This window comes from uncultured Gelidibacter sp., from assembly GCF_947500795.1.
Taxonomy (GTDB): domain Bacteria; phylum Bacteroidota; class Bacteroidia; order Flavobacteriales; family Flavobacteriaceae; genus Gelidibacter.
This window is the reverse complement of record NZ_CANMTE010000001.1, coordinates 101,012-119,452: the sequence shown is the minus strand read 5'-3', so window position 1 is coordinate 119,452 and position 18,441 is coordinate 101,012. Positions and strand designations below refer to the sequence as shown.

General features: G+C 39.7%; 21 protein-coding genes and 1 pseudogene. 7 read left to right on the top strand and 15 right to left on the bottom strand.

Annotated features, from left to right (window positions below; translation table 11 throughout):
- Positions 1-53 precede the first annotated feature (53 nt).
- Both Q0947_RS00520 and Q0947_RS00515 read left to right on the top strand, forming a co-directional pair.
- Complete coding sequence (locus tag Q0947_RS00520) at positions 54-218, top strand: hypothetical protein (protein ID WP_299390073.1); 165 nt, start codon at positions 54-56, stop codon at positions 216-218.
- A gap of 160 nt (positions 219-378) precedes the next feature.
- Entirely contained in the window at positions 379-1,212 is an 834-nt protein-coding gene (locus tag Q0947_RS00515) for a DUF2807 domain-containing protein (RefSeq protein WP_299390070.1), read from the top strand.
- Positions 1,213-1,320: 108 nt separating this feature from the next.
- Here the strand turns inward: Q0947_RS00515 and trxB are convergent, their stop codons facing one another.
- Positions 1,321-2,301: a thioredoxin-disulfide reductase gene (gene trxB, locus Q0947_RS00510; RefSeq protein WP_299390067.1), complete on the bottom strand. Its 981-nt coding sequence runs from the start codon at positions 2,299-2,301 to the stop codon at positions 1,321-1,323.
- 228 nt (positions 2,302-2,529) lie between these two features.
- Here trxB and Q0947_RS00505 point away from each other — a divergent pair, with 228 nt between their 5' ends.
- Positions 2,530-2,925, top strand: coding sequence for a hypothetical protein (locus tag Q0947_RS00505; protein ID WP_299390064.1), 396 nt, complete (start codon positions 2,530-2,532; stop codon positions 2,923-2,925).
- Between the two features lie 57 nt (positions 2,926-2,982).
- Here the strand turns inward: Q0947_RS00505 and Q0947_RS00500 are convergent, their stop codons facing one another.
- The 3 genes from Q0947_RS00500 to Q0947_RS00490 all read right to left on the bottom strand — a co-directional run bounded on the left by Q0947_RS00500 (position 2,983) and on the right by Q0947_RS00490 (position 4,094).
- Entirely contained in the window at positions 2,983-3,150 is a 168-nt protein-coding gene (locus Q0947_RS00500) for a hypothetical protein (protein ID WP_299390061.1), read from the bottom strand.
- Between the two features lie 35 nt (positions 3,151-3,185).
- Positions 3,186-3,347, bottom strand: coding sequence for a DUF1328 family protein (locus Q0947_RS00495; protein ID WP_084647679.1), 162 nt, complete (start codon positions 3,345-3,347; stop codon positions 3,186-3,188).
- A 114-nt stretch (positions 3,348-3,461) separates the two neighbouring features.
- Positions 3,462-4,094 (bottom strand): SOS response-associated peptidase family protein, encoded by a 633-nt coding sequence (locus Q0947_RS00490; RefSeq protein WP_299390055.1) that lies wholly within the window; start codon positions 4,092-4,094, stop codon positions 3,462-3,464.
- A gap of 168 nt (positions 4,095-4,262) precedes the next feature.
- On the opposite strand from Q0947_RS00490, the pseudogene Q0947_RS00485 reads away from it, so the two are divergent.
- Positions 4,263-5,213 (top strand): annotated as a pseudogene (locus Q0947_RS00485) (IS91-like element ISVsa3 family transposase); the annotation flags it as partial.
- A gap of 175 nt (positions 5,214-5,388) precedes the next feature.
- On the opposite strand, the gene Q0947_RS00480 reads toward Q0947_RS00485, so the two are convergent.
- The 4 genes from Q0947_RS00480 to Q0947_RS00465 form a co-directional block, all read right to left on the bottom strand.
- Entirely contained in the window at positions 5,389-5,691 is a 303-nt protein-coding gene (locus Q0947_RS00480; RefSeq protein WP_000251875.1) for a phosphoglucosamine mutase, read from the bottom strand.
- Positions 5,692-5,777: 86 nt separating this feature from the next.
- A complete protein-coding gene (gene sul2, locus Q0947_RS00475) occupies positions 5,778-6,593 on the bottom strand; it encodes a sulfonamide-resistant dihydropteroate synthase Sul2 (protein WP_001043260.1) in 816 nt (271 codons plus the stop codon).
- A gap of 71 nt (positions 6,594-6,664) precedes the next feature.
- Entirely contained in the window at positions 6,665-7,573 is a 909-nt protein-coding gene (locus tag Q0947_RS00470; protein ID WP_005807145.1) for an IS1595-like element ISBbi1 family transposase, read from the bottom strand.
- A 113-nt stretch (positions 7,574-7,686) separates the two neighbouring features.
- Positions 7,687-8,136, bottom strand: a complete 450-nt coding sequence (locus Q0947_RS00465) for a PA2169 family four-helix-bundle protein (protein WP_299390044.1) — start codon at positions 8,134-8,136, stop codon at positions 7,687-7,689.
- 635 nt (positions 8,137-8,771) lie between these two features.
- Between Q0947_RS00465 and Q0947_RS00460 the strand changes: the two genes are divergently transcribed.
- Positions 8,772-9,815: a helix-turn-helix transcriptional regulator gene (locus Q0947_RS00460; RefSeq protein ID WP_299390041.1), complete on the top strand. Its 1,044-nt coding sequence runs from the start codon at positions 8,772-8,774 to the stop codon at positions 9,813-9,815.
- Positions 9,816-9,818: 3 nt separating this feature from the next.
- Here the strand turns inward: Q0947_RS00460 and Q0947_RS00455 are convergent, their stop codons facing one another.
- Genes Q0947_RS00455 through Q0947_RS00445 form a run of 3 tightly spaced genes read right to left on the bottom strand, consistent with a single transcriptional unit; the run spans position 9,819 to position 10,748 of the window.
- Positions 9,819-10,022: a DUF6327 family protein gene (locus Q0947_RS00455; RefSeq protein WP_299390038.1), complete on the bottom strand. Its 204-nt coding sequence runs from the start codon at positions 10,020-10,022 to the stop codon at positions 9,819-9,821.
- A gap of 3 nt (positions 10,023-10,025) precedes the next feature.
- Positions 10,026-10,373 carry a phage holin family protein gene (locus Q0947_RS00450; RefSeq protein ID WP_299390035.1) on the bottom strand — a complete coding sequence of 116 codons (348 nt, stop codon included), beginning with the start codon at positions 10,371-10,373 and terminating at the stop codon, positions 10,026-10,028.
- Between the two features lie 9 nt (positions 10,374-10,382).
- A complete protein-coding gene (locus tag Q0947_RS00445) occupies positions 10,383-10,748 on the bottom strand; it encodes a YtxH domain-containing protein (RefSeq protein WP_299390032.1) in 366 nt (121 codons plus the stop codon).
- A 234-nt stretch (positions 10,749-10,982) separates the two neighbouring features.
- Here Q0947_RS00445 and Q0947_RS00440 point away from each other — a divergent pair, with 234 nt between their 5' ends.
- A complete protein-coding gene (locus tag Q0947_RS00440) occupies positions 10,983-12,347 on the top strand; it encodes an NAD-dependent succinate-semialdehyde dehydrogenase (protein ID WP_299390029.1) in 1,365 nt (454 codons plus the stop codon).
- 169 nt (positions 12,348-12,516) lie between these two features.
- The gene (locus tag Q0947_RS00435; protein WP_299390026.1) at positions 12,517-12,981 is read left to right on the top strand and encodes a hypothetical protein; all 465 of its coding nucleotides are present in this window, start codon (positions 12,517-12,519) and stop codon (positions 12,979-12,981) included.
- 19 nt (positions 12,982-13,000) lie between these two features.
- Here the strand turns inward: Q0947_RS00435 and Q0947_RS00430 are convergent, their stop codons facing one another.
- The 4 genes from Q0947_RS00430 to Q0947_RS00415 all read right to left on the bottom strand — a co-directional run bounded on the left by Q0947_RS00430 (position 13,001) and on the right by Q0947_RS00415 (position 18,430).
- Complete coding sequence (locus Q0947_RS00430; RefSeq protein ID WP_299390023.1) at positions 13,001-14,566, bottom strand: glycerol-3-phosphate dehydrogenase/oxidase; 1,566 nt, start codon at positions 14,564-14,566, stop codon at positions 13,001-13,003.
- A gap of 100 nt (positions 14,567-14,666) precedes the next feature.
- Positions 14,667-16,790, bottom strand: coding sequence for a methylmalonyl-CoA mutase (gene scpA / locus Q0947_RS00425; protein ID WP_299392716.1), 2,124 nt, complete (start codon positions 16,788-16,790; stop codon positions 14,667-14,669).
- Positions 16,783-18,153, bottom strand: a complete 1,371-nt coding sequence (locus Q0947_RS00420; RefSeq protein ID WP_299390020.1) for a methylmalonyl-CoA mutase subunit beta — start codon at positions 18,151-18,153, stop codon at positions 16,783-16,785. Before Q0947_RS00420 ends, scpA begins: the two co-directional genes overlap by 8 nt.
- Positions 18,146-18,430 (bottom strand): septum formation initiator family protein, encoded by a 285-nt coding sequence (locus Q0947_RS00415; protein ID WP_299390016.1) that lies wholly within the window; start codon positions 18,428-18,430, stop codon positions 18,146-18,148. The genes Q0947_RS00420 and Q0947_RS00415 overlap by 8 nt, the downstream gene beginning before the upstream one ends.
- Between the last annotated feature and the right edge of the window lie 11 nt (positions 18,431-18,441).

Here is an 18,441-nt window from a genome sequence, read left to right as displayed (position 1 = left end):
ACGCTATAATCAACAGTGTAGCATACAAATCACACCACCAAAAACCAGCAGTCATGAGTACAATAATAAAAATCATCATCACTTCCATTCTGAGTTTTAGCCTTTTTTCCTGTAGCACAGATGTTAAATCAACTGCAAACGGTGGTGAGAACGTCATAACTAAAGAAAGAGGTACAAATAGCAATACCAGCGATATCAATCCTATAGAAAACTTTTAAAATATGCAGTGATTTTTAAGGTAATTGCTAACTAAAAAGCAACCAAAAGAAGATACTATCACCTATTTATGCACCACTATTACGAACCATTTCAAAGCTTGTTAAAAGTTTGGGATGGTTTTTGTTTATATTTGTTAGTATAACCTCTTAAATAGTTATAATGAATAAAATCATTTTTGCATTTTTAATGGCACTAAGTTTTAACGCCTACACGTCCGCTCAAGATGATGAGAAAATTAAAGGCGATAGAAATGTAACCATTAAGCAAACCTATATTGATCCTTTCAACAAAATTGTTGTAGGAGAAGATTTTTCAGTTGAAATTATCTATAACAGTAAACCTTCCGTTGAAGTTGAAGCCGACAGTAATCTACATGAATACATTCTCTTTGAAGTAATTAACGGCACCCTCACCTTCAAAACCACTAAAAAAATCACTTCTAGCCGCCGTATGAATATTAAGGTCAACTATAGCGACGGATTGGAAACTATTGAAGTGATCGAAGATGGCGAACTCAGGTCACTAACGTCCTTAGAGTTAAAAAACACAACCTTAAAAACCACGGGATCTTCACGTGCTTATTTGAATATTAAGACTAATGAATTCAATTATACAGCTTCAGATAAGGCGAAAGTAAAATTGAATGTCAACGCCACAAATGCCGTGGTTGTGCTGAATGACAATGTGAAGATGGAAGCCTTGCTTAATGCAAAAATTGCCAAATTTGACCTTTATCAACGTGCAACTGCCAATATGGAGGGCACTTTAACGACTACGCAGTTACGCTTGGACAATTCGTCAACGTTTAATGGAAAAGAATTCCTGACTACAACTTGTACTATCACTGCAGATATGAGCAGTTCTGCTACAGTTCGTGTTAATGAAAGTGTGACTATTGAAGCTACGGGCAATAGCGAAGTGTACTTGTACAACTCACCTAAAATTACACTCCCTAAGTTTGTTGGGACATCAAAACTTCAGATGAAGCAATAACCTCCAACAGCCTAATCAGTCACAATTTATTTCAGAATAAAAAAAGCCTAAAGAATAGTTCAACACTACGCTTTAGGCTTTTATATTTTAAGTATTTAAAGGTTTATCTTAATAATTGGTAGCTGTATTAACCTCAAAATTAGAATCAATTCCTGCTAGATAGCGCTCAGCGTCCAATGCAGCCATACATCCAGTACCGGCAGCTGTAATAGCCTGTCTGTAGACATGATCAGCAGCATCTCCAGAAACGAACACACCCTCTATATTAGTTTTGGCTGTACCTGGAACATTGATAATATAACCAGTTTCATCCAACTCCAAATAGTCTTTAAAGATATCTGTGTTAGGCTTGTGACCAATTGCAACAAAAAATCCAGTTGCTGGAATCTCGCTCACTTCGCCACTCACGTTATTTCGTACTCTAACACCAGTTACAACTTGCCCGTCACCCAATACTTCTTCAGTATCTGTGTTGAACAAGATTTCAATATTTTTAGTGTTTTTAACTCTAGCTTGCATGATTTGCGATGCTCTAAATTCATCACGTCTTACAAGCATTGTTACTTTCTTACAAAGTTTAGATAAATAATGTGCTTCTTCACAAGCAGAATCGCCAGCACCTACAATAACCACTTCGTGATTTCTATAGAAGAATCCATCGCATACCGCACATGCCGAAACACCGCCACCTAATTGAAGGTATTTTTGTTCTGAAGGCAATCCTAAATATTTTGCTGAAGCACCAGTTGAAATAATTACAGTTTCACAGTGGATCTCCTTAGTGTCTTGCACCCATACTTTATGAATATCTCCAGAAAAATCGACTTTAGTAATCCAGCCATCTCTAACATCAGTACCAAAACGTTCGGCTTGTTTTTGTAACTCCATCATCATTGCAGGTCCTGTAATACCATCTGGATATCCAGGGAAGTTTTCGACATCATTAGTAGTTGTCAATTGGCCACCTGGTTGCACTCCTTGGTAAAGAACAGGAAACATATTTGCTCTAGCCGCATAAATAGCAGCAGTATAACCTGCTGGTCCCGAACCTATAATTAGGCATTTTACTTTTTCGATTGAATCTGACATAATATGTATTAAATTTTGAACTTTACAAAAATAGATATTTTGCTGTAAAACCCTCATTATTATCATTAAAAGTTATTATTTAACAATTGCCTTTCACTATACACTTTCTCGTTTTTTTTTCTTAATTTTAATTCGGGATATATCCTCTGAAATACAGCATTTAAGCTGATGTTTTAAGGCTATCTACCTAGGACATAAATAAGTTTTAATAATTAACTATAATACTCAATGGGCGTGATTTCAACAGACAAAAACGAAATAAAATTATACTTCCATTCTGGAAATTCAATAGGAAGACAAATACAAGCCTATGTTTTAGCTTCAGACAAGAAAGTTTTAACAATCGACATTTCCAAAACCAAAGTTACCGGAACACAATGGGCGGAATTGGCAGTAGGTTTAGGAGTGCGAATTTCCGACCTCATTAATAAAGAGCATCCTGATTTTACCCAGAACTACGGTGAACTGGTGGATTTAGAACAAGAAGATTGGTTGAAAATTCTTGAGAAGCACCCGGAAGTACTTACCTCCCCTATAGCAATTATTGGGAATCATTTTATCCAATTGACATCGCCATCAGATTTCATTAAATATATTGAGCCCGATAGTAAAGGGATAGAATAAGAAAAGGCCATCATTTTAGTGATGACCTTTTCTTTTGTAAAATGTAGAATTACATTATTAATTTAAAGCGTCTTCAACGTCGTCAGCCGCATCTTCAACCGCGTCTCCTACGTCATCTGCTGCTTTTTCTAAAGAGCTTTTATTTGTTTCTCTGCAACTTGTTAAAGTTGTCATTGCAGTTCCTAAAGTGAATAGGACTGCGAATGTCATCATTAGTTTTTTCATAATTTAAATTTTGGTTTTAGTTATTAAATATAGCTTTATTTTTTTAATCCGCCTCTCAATAAAGACAAAATGAACAGGACTATAAAAATAAAAAAGAATATTTTAGCTATTCCTGCTGATGCTCCAGCCACTCCACCAAATCCTAAGATCCCGGCGATAATAGCAATTACAATAAAAATAATAGTCCAACGTAACATAATTTTGAGTTTTTAAGTTTATGAAATAAAGGTATAGTTTAATGCTGCGGAGGTTTAACCGTATCAAAATAGAATTTAACTCATAACAATAGAACAACTGAGCGTATATCAGTCCTAAGCCATGCTTAGTTCAAAGACAAAATCTAAAGAACTATGGTTTTCAAAAATTTTATTCACTTCATTTAACGAAGTGGACGCATCCAACCATTGTTTTAATTCGGCGTCATTTAACACGAGCGGTTTTGAATCGGAGAGGTTTGGAATATTCTTGAATGAGTCGTTTGCCTTTATTAGAATTAATGAACAGGTTAAAAATCCGTCACTAAGTTCATTAAAAATGGCTGCAATCGGAAAGGGTTCAAAATTTGCAAGATGTACATGACATTTTTCGACACTTCCATTGGCTAAAAAAGTAGTATAAAAGCCGGTGGCTATAATGACACATCTTCGTTCTTTTAGTGCGTTATGATAGACTTCTGTTCCGCTTTGAAGTGTTTCCACTCTAACATTTAAGGTGTTAAACACATCTTGAAAAACACTCCAGTTATCTTCAAAATTTTCAGGAAGCAAGCCCCATATGGCATACAGTACTTTTTTAGGGTCATTGATTGAAATAATTGCAACAGTAGATTCTAAAAGACCTTCAATGAGATCTAGTGGTTCATAAAGATTGGGAAATTGAAAACTGGCATGAAATTTTCTTTCAATAGCTTTCTTACTTGCGATGTTGGAAATCTTATAAAACATTGTACTAAATATCTACATCTAAATAACCTAAAATCCATTGTAAAATTTGACTTGTTCGCTTCAATTACTAACGCATATAAACTTTAACTAATTGGTGTTTGTATGAACCTTTACACATAAAAAAAAATCTGATTCTCCGCAAACACACCTAATATTTTTAGTATATTAGCGCTCAATCTGAATGTTCACTTCCACATGCTGTTTCTCGACGGTGTGTATGTCGAGCAATCCCACGGCTCAGCGCGTTTCCGCTGGGTCAAGGCGCCGACCAGCCCAGAGCTCACCCAGCTGACGCACACCATCGCCCACCGGGTGGGTCGCTATCTGGAACGGCAAGGCCTGCTGGAACGGGATGTCGAAAACAGCTATCTGGCCTCGGATGCGGTGGATGACGACCCGATGACACCCCTGCTGGGGCACTCGATCACTTACCGTATCGCTGTCGGTTCACAGGCGGGGCGAAAGGTGTTCACTTTGCAAACTCTGCCGACCAGTGGTGATCCGTTCGGTGACGGGATTGGCAAGGTAGCCGGGTCCAGCCTGCACGCCGGCGTGGCGGCCAGGGCCGATGAACGCAAGAAGCTCGAACGGCTGTGCCGGTACATCAGCCGCCCGGCGGTATCCGAGAAGCGGCTGTCGTTAACACGAGGCGGCAACGTGCGCTACCAGCTCAAGACGCCGTACCGGGACGGCACCACGCACGTCATTTTCGAACCATTGGATTTCATTGCAAGGCTGGCCGCCCTGGTACCGAAGCCCAGAGTCAACCTAACCCGCTTCCACGGGGTGTTCGCACCCAACAGTCGGCACCGGGCGTTGGTCACGCCGGCAAAACGGGGCAGGGGCAACAAGGTCAGGGTGGCTGATGAACCGGCAACACCAGCACAACGGCGAGCGTCGATGACATGGGCGCAACGGCTCAAGCGTGTTTTCAATATCGACATCGAGACCTGCAGCGGCTGCGGCGGCGCCATGAAAGTCATCGCCTGCATTGAAGACCCTATAGTGATCAAGCAGATCCTTGATCACCTGAAGCACAAAGCCGAAACCAGCGGGACCAGGGCGTTACCCGAAAGCCGGGCGCCACCGGCTGAGCTGCTCCTGGGTCTGTTTGACTGACGAGCCTGAAGGCCAACGATACCAATCAAAATGCTGCGTTCACAGCGCCGCGGCAGGGATCCGCCGTGCTGGTTGTCGGAAAAGGAGCCGCTAGTGGGAAAGAGGAGGGTAAATTTTCAGCGTTGCTGGCTCCCCGTCAGCCGGATTGGGTTGCATCGCAGGGGTGTCGAAAGAGTCAACTGCGGTCCAAAGCTGTTGGACTTGGGTGAAAAGGGCGTTTATTCTTCCTATACGTTGTCGGCAGCGGGCCAAAAAGGAATACGTCCATGCCCATCGAGGTGAAACCGGCTGTGAGCGCGGGTTCAAGCATATAGCCCGACAGGCGCGTATCCTTGCCGATCACGACACGATGGCGGTGGTCACCGCGACGAAAGACACGGCCAGCCGCCATGCCGACGCGCAAGGCGGTTTCCGCCGTCATCGCGCCTTCGTTGGCTTTGCCACGAATACCGTCTGTGCCGAAATATTTGCGCACCATAAGGTCGATTATCCTGTCGTCGGGTCGCCCTCAAAGGGGACATGCCTGCTGAACCGCGAATATAGAGAAATATCCCGAATGTGCAGTTAACGAATTCTTGCGGTTTCTTTCAGCGCCGCCAATACCGCCAGCCCGTCGCGCAAGGGGCGCGGCTCGTGTGTGCGGATGAAGTCAGCTCCACCTGCGGCGGCGGCAAGCTCTGCAGCGAGTGTCGCGGCCCCGACATCCCCCGGACCACGGCCTGTGAGCGCGCGCAGAAAGGATTTGCGCGAAACAGACAGAAGCACCGGCAAATCGAAGCGCAGCCGCAATTCATCGAACCGCGCCAGCACCGAGAGCGAGGTTTCGGGAGCAGCCCCCAGAAAAAACCCCATGCCGGGATCAAGGACAAGGCGGTTGCGTTTGATACCGGCACCCGTCAGCGCCGCGATGCGCGCGTCAAAGAACGCCGCAATGTGATCCATGATGTCGCCAGCGGGTGCCTCGCGCCGATCTGCCTGCCCGTCTTGCACCGAATGCATAACGACGAGTTTGGCAGATGATTTCGCCAATTGCGGATAGAACGCAGCGTCTGGAAAACCGCGAATATCATTGAGATAGGCCACACCACGCGACAAGGCATAGGCTTGCGTCGCGGGTTGATAACTGTCGAGCGAGACGGGAATGCCATCTGCCTTGAGCGCGTCCAGCACCGGCGCGATACGCGCGATTTCTGTGTCGGACGAAACAGGCGCGGCGTCGGGATTGCTGGATGCCGGACCGAGGTCGATCACATCTGCCCCCTCGGCCATCAGCTTACGCGCCTGCGCAATGGCTGCGTCTGGCGCCAGATACCGGCCTCCATCGGAGAAACTGTCCGAGGTTATGTTGACGATGCCGAAAATGATGAGCGATTTATTCATGGGGGCTTCTATAATAATACCTAAAATCCGCAGGTAGTTAATTAGGATGTTTAAAGATTCTGATTATCCGTTTATGCACCTGTTATATTCGCAATTACTAGTCTGTCAAAGAGTTTGTCTCCAAAATACCGTCTGTTTAATTTGTAAATAAACTCGTTGAGATACAACTGTAAGTATTTCCTTTTGATTTTATGGTAGTTGCCCAGCAATGTCCGTTTTGCATTACTGATTGCGATATGCACCCATTTGAGTGTTTCCTTGGTGGTTTTGGCGTCTGATTTCTCGGTGACGTGCAATTCCACCAGATCGGAGATGTCAACGTAAGAAGTGCTTTTGTCCGAAAATACGATGGCATCATCCTCCATGCAGTCCCTGACCACGCCGTTGATTCCTTCACTTTGATGGCTATCCAGTACCCTGGCCTTGAAATAACGCACATGCTTCTCCTTTTTGCCCGTTTCGATATCTTCCAACGGGGTGCTTTCGGCCATCACCGCAACGTTCTGCTTTCCCTCGGCTCCCCGGCCACGTGTACCCTTGCCTCGCTCGATTTCCTTACTGGCCACCGAAAAGTAACCCTCATCCAGTTCTATCATCCCTTCCAGTGTATACCTTGCATCCCGGTTGCCCATCGCCCTGCGGAGTTTGTGTACCATCGCCCATACCGGTTCGTAACGCTTCAATCCTAATTGCTTCTGGAGTTCGTTGGTGGAGAATCCCTTTTTTGTGCAACTCATCAGGAACATCGTTTTGTACCACACCAGAAACGGCAGCTTGGAGCTCTCCATGATCGTACCGCTGCGCAACGAGGTGCGGAAACGGCAACCTTTGCATTCATAACTCCATTTACCCTGTAACCAATAATGGGAAGTGCCCCCGCATCGCTTGCAGACAACCCCTTCCTTATCACGCTGCTCCTTGAAATGCAAACGACAATCTTCCTCCGAACCGAAATGAGCCGTAAAACTGAATATGTTCATAATCCCTGCTTTTTGAGCGCTAATATACTAAAAATATTAGGTGTGTTTGCGGAGAATCAGAAAAAAAAAGGACACTTACAATAAGTGTCCTTTACAATTAATAATGTGGGGTATTAACTTAAATCTTCCAATCTTTTAATGTTGTTTAAGCCTTGTTCAATTGCAGTTTTTTGAGTTTGCAACAATTGTTTAGTAGACCCAGGAATTGTTGTTTCTGAAAGCACCTCTTGGTATTCATTTACTGAAGCTTTCTCTCCTCTGATCGCTTCTTCAAGCATAGACTCATCGTCATCAGCGGAGAACCAAGATTTAACCTCCATCCAAGTCCTGTGAGCAGCACCTGCAACACTACCGCTTTCTTGTGGTTCTTGTCCAAAATTCCTCAATTCAGATTTCAATTGGTGACCAAAGTTGTAGCGTTCTTGCGCTTTGTTTGAGAAATAAGATTTAAGACCGACATGTTTTGCGTTTTCAGCGGCTTTTTTAAAACCCTTTTCGGCGTCATAATTTTTTTCCAACAAATCATTTAACCTATTTCCTAATTTATCTGTGTAATCACTCATAATATATGTTTTTTAGTTTATATAAAACTACATATCATTAAAGTGGACAGTTAGTTCAATTCCGATTAAAATTGACCCATTCAGTTTACTGTCAACAAATTAACATTTCATTAATAATTGACATGAGAAATCATTAAAAATGTAGTCTTGAAATAATTGAAGAAGATGTTCCAATTGAAGTCAATTTTTCAAAAGGGAAATAGGAACTAAAGCATGTGTGATTTAGGAATTTAAAGACTGGAATCGAGACAAGAATGTAATAAGATATGACCTGCAGATCATTCACAATAGGATAAAAGAATACCTCAGCAATTTTGTAGTTGTGCTGAGGTCATTCTTCCTAACTAACCAACCAGTATAAAAAGAGTACAAGACTCCTTTTCTATACCACTAAATTAAAGGTATTATCCCTACTTTGAGTCCTCAATCGGAGAAAAATTTAACTGTATACAATTCCTTATTTTTAAGTAGTAAAAATTATAAAATGTAAACAGAAATTATTAAGGTTCGGTTTTTCAAATGAACATTGTGTATATTTGTTAATCAACAAGTTAGAGTTACTTGTGATACATTACCTCAATCTCTAGGTTTTTACGAATATTTATAGATTAGTTTTTTATTAAAATCCGGGAGTAATGATAAAAATCACTATTGAAGCTGATAGTACGGAAGAGGCCTTAAAACAGATGAAAAGTTTTTTAGGTGGCGAAATTCATGAGCGATGGGGAGAATACACCTTAAGATTTGATAATGCCATTGGAAAAGGATGCATCAGATGTATCAGTTTTGACTGGGGTGTGAGCTTATTTGAATTAAATTCTATTTTCTTTGAAGACATCTTGTTTATAGATCCTCACAAAAATGCCAATCCCATTCATTTCACTTACTGCTCCCATGGTTGTTACAAACACCGTTTTGAAAATCAGGAGGAATTCCAGACTATTGGTCAATACCACTCCTCTATTATAGTTGCCGAAGATAACATCAAACATTATACACTACTCCCAAAAGCAACACACATCATTTTTAATAATATCCGAATTATAAGAACGGAGTTTTTAAAAAAACGAAACAACCAACTGTCTGAATTAACCGAAAATTTGTATCGGGTGTTTGTAGACGAAAGCAATGAAACAACCTATGCTTATTACAGTCCTATCCACTTAAGAATGGAAGATCATGTAAAATCATTGCGTGATCTGAAAGCTGAAGGCATGACAAGAATACTTCAAATTGAGGGCAAAGTGTACCAATTATTGGCGATGCATATCGCTCGACATGACAAACATGAAAATAACCATCCCATTCCAAATACATTATTGAAGAATGAATTAAAGGTGATTAGTAAGTTTGCGAATAAAATCTTGAAGGACCCTTCCGTTAATTATAAATTAGATCAACTTTCGAAAGATTCTGGACTTTCTCAAGCCAAACTACAAGAAGGATTTAAATTTTTATATGCTAAAACAGTAACCGAATACATAAGACATGTTCGATTAGAGGCTGCTAGAGATTTAATGAATACTACTGATTTGAATATTTCTCAAATCGTATACACGATTGGATTTACGAGTAGAAGTTATTTTTCGAAAATTTTCAGGGACAAATACAATATGACGCCTCACGCATTTAAGAAGCAAGTGATTGTTTTAGATGATGATAATGAAATCCGTGATTAGGATTTATTTTCTAAATAACTTTTTCAATAAGACAAAAATGCCATATTTACCTGCAAACTTTACACCTGTTGACACCCAATTAAGTGGTTGCATGTCTTCTTGAAACTGATTCTTAACACCCTTCAGTTCTTCCCAAGCAATCTGTCTTTCAAGTTTAAGCCTGTTCAAATCATACTCGATTTCGTCAAAGGATTGGTAAGTTTTCATAAATTATTTAAATATTTTGGTTTGAATTTTTTTAATTATCGCACTGTCAATCAAATGTCTCGTTTTATAGATTACAAGAGCGCCAATTACAAAAACAGCTCCCACAATGAGGTAACCCCAAGCCACATGGCCTATAGCATCACCAATGGAAATAGCTGAAGCGAAAGCTAAAAAAATTAAACCTATAAATAATACACCACCAATAGCTAACGCCTTTCCTAACATACTAACAGTATAGGAAACTTGTTGAAAAACTTTTAACTTAATATACTCTTGAGTTTTATCAAGGTATTGTTCTCCAATATCAGTAGCTTTATTGGATGTATTATTTATAGATTCAAAAACATTCATAGAGTCAATTTAGAATTTTTGGAATTTCTTATTTTTATCTTTTAACATCGCCAATTTGTTTTCCAATGTTGAGATAACATCTTCAGTCTTGTGGCTTGCATCAGACATAATATGATCAACCTTTTCATCTAAAGTCATTTTTTTTGACGCTACAGTGTCAACAAAACTATCTCTTAAATGAGATGCTTTACTCGCAAGAGTATCTTTTGCTGACATAGCACTTTCAGCTAACTTGTCTTTTGCCGACAAAGCTTCGTCTGAAATTCGTTGTCTTGTATTAATACCTTTATCCGGTGCGAATAAAATTCCTAAAGTTGCTCCAATTGCTGTACCAGCTAAAATACCGATAAGCGTATTACTACTATTATTTCCCATAATTTTATTTTAAATTATTAATTATTAATTGTTTTAAGTTTAACAAAAATAGATACCTATTTAGATCTATATTACCTCATTACGATAATATTTTGACTATTACACAATAGTACTTGCAGACCTTGTTAAATTCCTATAATTTCGGTAAACACTCAATTATATATTAGTAAAATTACGTATCATATCCTAAAATGTAAAGGTTTTACGACTAATTTAACATTAATAAGCTTGATTATGAAAAATTCTATAAAAACAGTCAATCCTTTCAACAATAAGACCCTTAAGGAATATCAACTACATACCGCAACCGAATTAAAAACCATCCTGGACACTGCCAATAAGCGTTTTTACGAGTGGCGACACACCTCTATTAAGGAGCGCTGCAGACTATTATTGAATCTGGCGCAAGTAATGGACGATGACAAACAGGAACTTGCCGAATTAATGACGCAAGAAATGGGGAAACCTATCAGTCAAAGTATTGCTGAGATTGAAAAGTGTATCACTTTATGCGATTTCTACGCCGTTAATGCTGACGATTTCTTAGCCGATGAACTTATTGAAACGGAAGCTACAGAAAGTTTTATAAGTTATGATCCCCTGGGCACTATTTTGGCCATAATGCCATGGAATTACCCATTTTGGCAGGTTATGAGATTTGCACTTCCTACATTAACTGCAGGAAATACCGCAATCCTTAAACACGCCGGCAATGTAACTGGTTGTGCGTTGGCCATTGAAGAGCTTTTTGAAAAAGCAGGCTACCCTAAAGGTTGTTTTACGACCATTTTGGCTGGTCATGATGCGATTGAGGAACTTATAGCCAATGATGGCATTAAGGCTGTCACCTTAACAGGAAGTGAGAAAGCAGGTAGAAAAATTGCTGAAACAGCCGGTAAAAACTTAAAGAAAACTGTTTTAGAACTAGGTGGAAACAATGCTTGCATTATTCTTGATGATGCCGATTTGGATACCTATATGGACACGATTGTGAATGCGAGGATGCAAAATGCGGGACAAAGCTGTATTGCCGCCAAACGCTTTATCGTCACGGAATCTATTTATGACGAATTTCTAAAACGATTTAAAGACAAGGTATCCAAACTTAAACATGATGACCCCCTGAAGTCTGACACCACCTTTGGAACCTTGGCAAGAAAAGATATCGCTGATATTATAAAAAAACAAGTGGACGATTCTATTGCGCTTGGAGCTACTCTAGTTATCGGGAATGAGCAAGACAATGCTTATTTTGCCCCTACAATACTAACAAATATCACCAAGGACATGCCTGTGTTCAAAGAAGAAACCTTTGGCCCTGTCGCACCCATCATGAAGGTCAAAAATGCTGAAGAAGCTTTCAAGATAGCGTCAGATAGTAGATTTGGTCTAGGCACTATGGTTTTTACACAATCTATTGAGCTTGCACAAGAATATATCTCCATCATCGACGACGGTGCTTACTTTGTAAATGAACTTGTAAAATCGGACGCGCGACTTCCTTTTGGCGGCACAAAAGCATCTGGTTATGGAAGAGAACTTTCCAAAGAAGGAATTCACGAATTTGTAAATAGAAAAACAGTCTATATTAAACATTAAATAATGGATTGCAACAGCATACTCTAAAACACCCTACAAGGAGGTGAAAGGCATAAATTGAGGGATTGATAAAAAATTCAGACCTAGTTAAGAAAAATATATTCAAGAAAGTCCACTTTTTTTTGTAAATTAGGAATAGTTATTCCTTAATAATCAAAAACTTAGCGTCATGAAACTTTCTTTCCTTTTAATTGTGTTATTCACTTTTACAGCTTGCAACGATCACGAAAAATCAAATATTATCACTGAATCACATATGGAAGAACAAGCCATGAAGCTCAATGGTACATGGGAAATGGTAGGGTATTATAATTATGTTGATAACAAAATTGCTGATTCATTTAAAATCAATCATGGCTTTAGGCAGGTTAAAATGTACACAGACAATAAAGTGATGTGGAGCAAAAACGTTCCTGGAGATTCTACGGAATGGTTTGGGTATGGCAATTATAATAACACTGATAAAGAACTAAAGGAAACACTTGAATACGGCTCAGAAATGATGAAAAAAATCATAGATGAAAAGAAGGAATTTAAATACGAACTCCATTTAGATAAAGATAAATTCATTCAAATTGAAGTTGATGATTTAGGAAATCGTATTTACTCTGAGAATTACAAACGAATTGAATAAATCACAACAAGTTATTTTTTTACTTTAGAATATAACGCTCGGCTAATTTCTTAAATTCTTGAAGTTGTAAATGCTGCCATTCAGCATTTTTTCCAAGGTACTTTCCGAATAATTCAGTGACAATTGGAGCTACTTCCAGTGCTGCTCTAGCATCCAAAAATAAGATTCGTACGCGTCTAGCCAACACATCTTCAATGGTTCTTGCCATTTCATTTTTGATTGCCCACACCACCTCCGCTTTTAAAAACTCCAAACGCGGATGCAATTTCTCACCTAATTCCGGAGCTTCCTCAATAAGTGCTTCAATAAATTTCTGATCCGTACCATAAATATAAAGATGATCCGTATCATCTGCTGATCCATCGGCGCCATGGATACTTAGTTTCTCTGTCACACAGACCTTTTTAGGCAACTTCCCTAATGCAATCGCTTTATTAATGGTGTCCTGCGCCATACGCCTATACGTGGTCCACTTACCTCCAGTAATCGTTATTAAATCGGATGCAGAAACAATAACTTTATGACTTCGGGAAATTTCTTTGGTTTTTTCCGAAGCATTTTTTGGAGCAGCAAGTGGTCGTAGCCCAGCGAACTGACTCAAAACATCAGCTTTTGTGACCTTTACCTTTAAATACGTATTTAATGTATTTAAAATAAAATCGACCTCATTTTCTAAGGGCTCCGGCTCTAACTGATGCCGCTCTACTAAAGTATCTGTGGTTCCTACTACCACTCTATTATGCCATGGGACTAAAAACAGAACTCTGCCATCTACCGTTTTCGGGATCATCACTGCGTCATTCCCTGACAATATGGAACGATCAAAAACCAAATGAATTCCCTGACTCGGCCTCACCGTATGTTTGGCTTCCGGATCGTCCATCTGAAGGATGTCATCCGTAAACACACCTGTAGCATTTATGACCACTTTTGTGCTTAAGTAATAGTGATGTTGAGTTTCGACATCAATAGCACTTACGCCCTTGATTTGTCCTTGTGAATCTTTTTGTAAACCGCCAACCTTAACATAATTCAACACGGTTGCGCCTTGTTCAATAGCCGTTTGTGCCATATTGATAGCTAAACGCGCATCGTCAAATTGACCATCGGAATATACAACACCTCCACTAAGATGCTCACTTTTGATTGTGGGAAGTCGGGATGCAGTCTTAGTTTTGGAAATCCATTCAGATTTACCAAAACTCAGTTTTCCAGAGAAGAAATCGTATGTTTTTAACCCAAACGTATAAAAAAACGTATCCCACCAACTATATGTCGGAATTATAAAAGATTGGTTTCGGACCAAATGCGACGCATTTTTTAGCAATAAACCTCTTTCATAAAGGGCCTCTTTAACCAAATCCAGGTTGCCCTGAGCCAAATACCGAACGCCACCATGAATTAGTTTGGTGCTCCTACTCGAGGTCCCTTTTGCAAAGTCAGACTGCTCTAAGAGTAAAGTTTTGTAGCCTCTTGTGGCGCTATCTATCGCAACTCCCAAACCGGTTGCTCCGCCTCCTATAATAATCACATCCCAAACAGTATTCTGCTCTAATTGCTTTAATAAGAAGTCTCTGTCGAACAAATTTGAGGTGTTTAGGGCGATTATTTCAGCAATAAAATTTAGCAGCTAATTATCTTAGCTTACTATTGTAGAGTTCTAATTTCAAAAAATATTCAGGATATTAATCCACTAAGATTTCGAGAATTTGAATAGCGGCGTCACTGATTCGTGTACCAGGACCAAAAACAGCCACGGCTCCCGCATCAAATAAATATTGATAATCTTGTTTTGGAATCACACCACCGACAATGACCATAATATCTTCACGACCATAATTTTTAAGCTCTTCAATAACCTGTGGCACTAAGGTTTTATGTCCGGCTGCCAATGAAGACACCCCTAATATATGGACATCATTTTCCACGGCTTGTTTTGCAGCTTCTTTTGGGGTTTGGAATAACGGACCAATATCAACATCAAAACCAACATCAGCGTAACCTGTAGCGACCACTTTTGCGCCTCTATCATGACCATCCTGCCCCATTTTTGCGATCATAATTCGTGGTCTACGTCCATCTTGTTCCGCAAATTTATCAGCCAATTCCCGCGCTCTTTTAAAGGAGCTGTCGTCTTTTATCTCTTTTCTATACACGCCTGAAAATGATTTTATCTGAGCTTTATACCTACCGAAAACGTCTTCTAATGCATCGCTAATTTCACCTAGAGTAGCGCGTTCTCGAGCGGCTTCGACAGCTAAAGCTAATAAATTACCTTCACCCGTACGTGCAACTTCAGTTAATTTTGACAATGCAGCTTTCACTTTTGCATTGTCACGTTCAGATTTAATTCTGTTTAAACGTTCTATTTGTGATAGTCTTACCGTTTGATTATCGACTTCCAATGTTGAAATTGGATCTTCCTTTTCCAATCGGTATTTGTTCACGCCAACAATTATATCTTGTGTAGAATCAATTCGTGCCTGTTTGCGGGCAGCAGCCTCCTCAATTCGTAACTTCGGAATCCCAGCTTCAATAGCTTTGGTCATTCCTCCAAGCGCTTCAACTTCTTCAATCAGTTCCCATGCTTTTTGGGCAATATCGTGAGTCAGTTTCTCCACATAGTAACTACCTGCCCAAGGATCAACCGTTTTGGTGATGTGGGTTTCCTGCTGCAGAAAAAGTTGGGTATTTCTAGCGATTCTTGCCGAAAAATCTGTTGGTAATGCAATTGCTTCGTCTAAGGCATTGGTGTGCAAACTCTGAGTACCTCCAAATGCTGCTGCGGCGGCTTCAATAGTAGTTCTTGCCACGTTATTGAATGGATCTTGTTCGGTTAAACTCCAACCAGACGTCTGACAATGGGTACGCAAAGAAAGCGATTTATCATTTTTAGGGTTGAATTGTTTCACCATTTTCGCCCATAACATACGTGCAGCACGCATTTTGGCGATTTCCATAAAATGATTCATGCCAATAGCCCAAAAGAAGGACAATCGGGGTGCAAACGTGTCAATATCCATTCCCGCATCCAGTCCTTTTCTGATATATTCCAGACCGTCAGCTAATGTGTATGCCAATTCAATATCACACGTAGCACCAGCTTCTTGCATATGGTATCCAGAAATACTGATACTATTAAATTTTGGCATGTTTTTACTCGAATATTCAAAAATATCAGAGATGATTTTCATGGATGGTGTTGGCGGATAGATATAAGTATTCCGCACCATAAACTCCTTTAAAATATCATTTTGAATCGTGCCGGCCAATTGCTCAGGTTTCACGCCTTGTTCTTCTGCTGCAACGATATAAAACGCCATAATAGGCAATACAGCGCCATTCATAGTCATGGACACTGACATTTTATCTAAAGGAATTTGATCAAAGAGGATTTTCATATCCTCGACAGAATCAATAGCCACACCAGCTTTACCAACATCTCCAACCACTCGTTCATGGTCAGAATCATAACCGCGATGGGTTGCCAAATCAAAAGCTACGGATAAACCTTTTTGTCCAGCTGCTAAATTTCGTCTGTAAAATGCATTACTTTCTTCAGCTGTAGAAAATCCCGCATACTGACGAATGGTCCAAGGTCTGCGTACATACATGGTTGAGTACGGTCCGCGTAAATTTGGCGCCAAGCCTGCAATAAAATTAAGATGTTCTACATTCTCTAAATCTGCTTTAGAGTATGTTGGTTGCACATCAATATCTTCTGCGGTCTGAAACGGTTCCGAATTCAGGTTTTTTGCTGTAGAATCTTTAGGCTTTAAAACGATATCTTGTACATTCTTTCTACTCATCATCCAGTCGTTTTTGTTCAACAGCTTCTGCCAAACGTTTTTCAATAATAGGCTCTATTAAAGTTTTTACAGGATTTTTCTTTACGAAAGGATACAATTCCAATTCCTGTTTCATTTTATCATCAGCATTAGGATGTTTATTTGTGCCCAACAAGATCAATTCGCCTTTATCAAATTGGCTTTGCTCTTTTGCCGCACTTTCCTTTATCTTCTTTTGAATAATACCTTCTTTTAGCTGATGTAAAAATCCACCTGTAGCTTCAATATCTTTGAATAATGCTAAAGATTTCTCTGCCAATTGATCGGTTAGACTTTCAATATAATATGCGCCATCAGCAGGATTGTTTACCTTATCAAGGTAGCTTTCATGTTTTAAGACCAACATTTGGTTTCTTGCGATTCGCTCTGAAAACTCATTATCCTTGTGATAGATAGCATCATAAGGCACATTACATATCGTGTTTGCGCCTCCCAAAATAGCACTCATGCATTCCGTGGTAGTTCGCAACATATTGGTGTTATAATCGTAAAGCGTTTTGTTTCGTTTTGTTGGTTTTACAACAATTACACATTCTGGATTAAAATGATAAGCATCTGCCAAAGCGCGCCACAAATCTCTTAATGCGCGTAGTTTTGCTATTTCAAAGAAATAATTTGTTCCCACAGAAACATTGAAAATCACTTTAAAACTTTGTTTCTCCTCAGCTGAAAGTACAGTCTCAAAATGATTCAAATACTCATTGGCATGAGCCAAACCGTATGCTAATTGCTGCACCATATTGGCACCAGCATTTTGATATAAATTGAGATTGATTGAAAACGAGTTTGTGTGTTTTACGATAGCTTCAAACTCTAGATGGTCCGCTTTCAGGTTTTTAAACCAATTGCCTGTTTTGGCCAGATTGCCAATAATATCAGTGTAGATATGGATATTTTCCTTACTTGGAATAAAATCGAAATGCTTAACAAAAGCTTCAGACAAGAATTGACACTCTAAATATACGGTGACTTTTGTCAGATTGATGTTGACCAAAAGGTCTTTAATAACGATAGCTTCTGAGGGTAAAATAAATGTTATACTTTCCGCCCCTCGCGCAATGGCATTGACAGCCTTGAGATTGGATTTTTCAACATTGGCAACATAAATGGCTTGACAAATTTGCCAATCTGTTGCTTTCGTATCAGAAACTTCGGGAAGCTTTTCAAACTCATCAGCATGATAAAACGGCTTGACGTGAATGCCTTCATCTGTCTTCCAGACCAAGGTTTCATTGTAGTCAGCTCCCTTTAAATCATATTGAATGAGCTGTTTCCATTGTTTGGAAGTAGCTTCGGAAAATTCATCAAATAGCGTGTTACTCATTATCTTCTTGATTTCTTATACTATCTTCATATTCGATAATATAAATTTCTTCATTCTCGCGCTTCATGTAATATTTCTCTCGAGCCAATCGCTCAAGTCCCTCTTCAGTACTTAAAGCTTTTATCGCTTTTTTATCCTTCAGGATTTCCTTTTTATAATAATCGCGCTCATCTTCCAAATCCTCCATTTCCTTATTCAATTCACGATGGATTAAGTACGAATTGGCATCAAAAAATAGCATCCATCCTACGAACACAATAAATATGAGTACGTACATGTTCTTGAAGA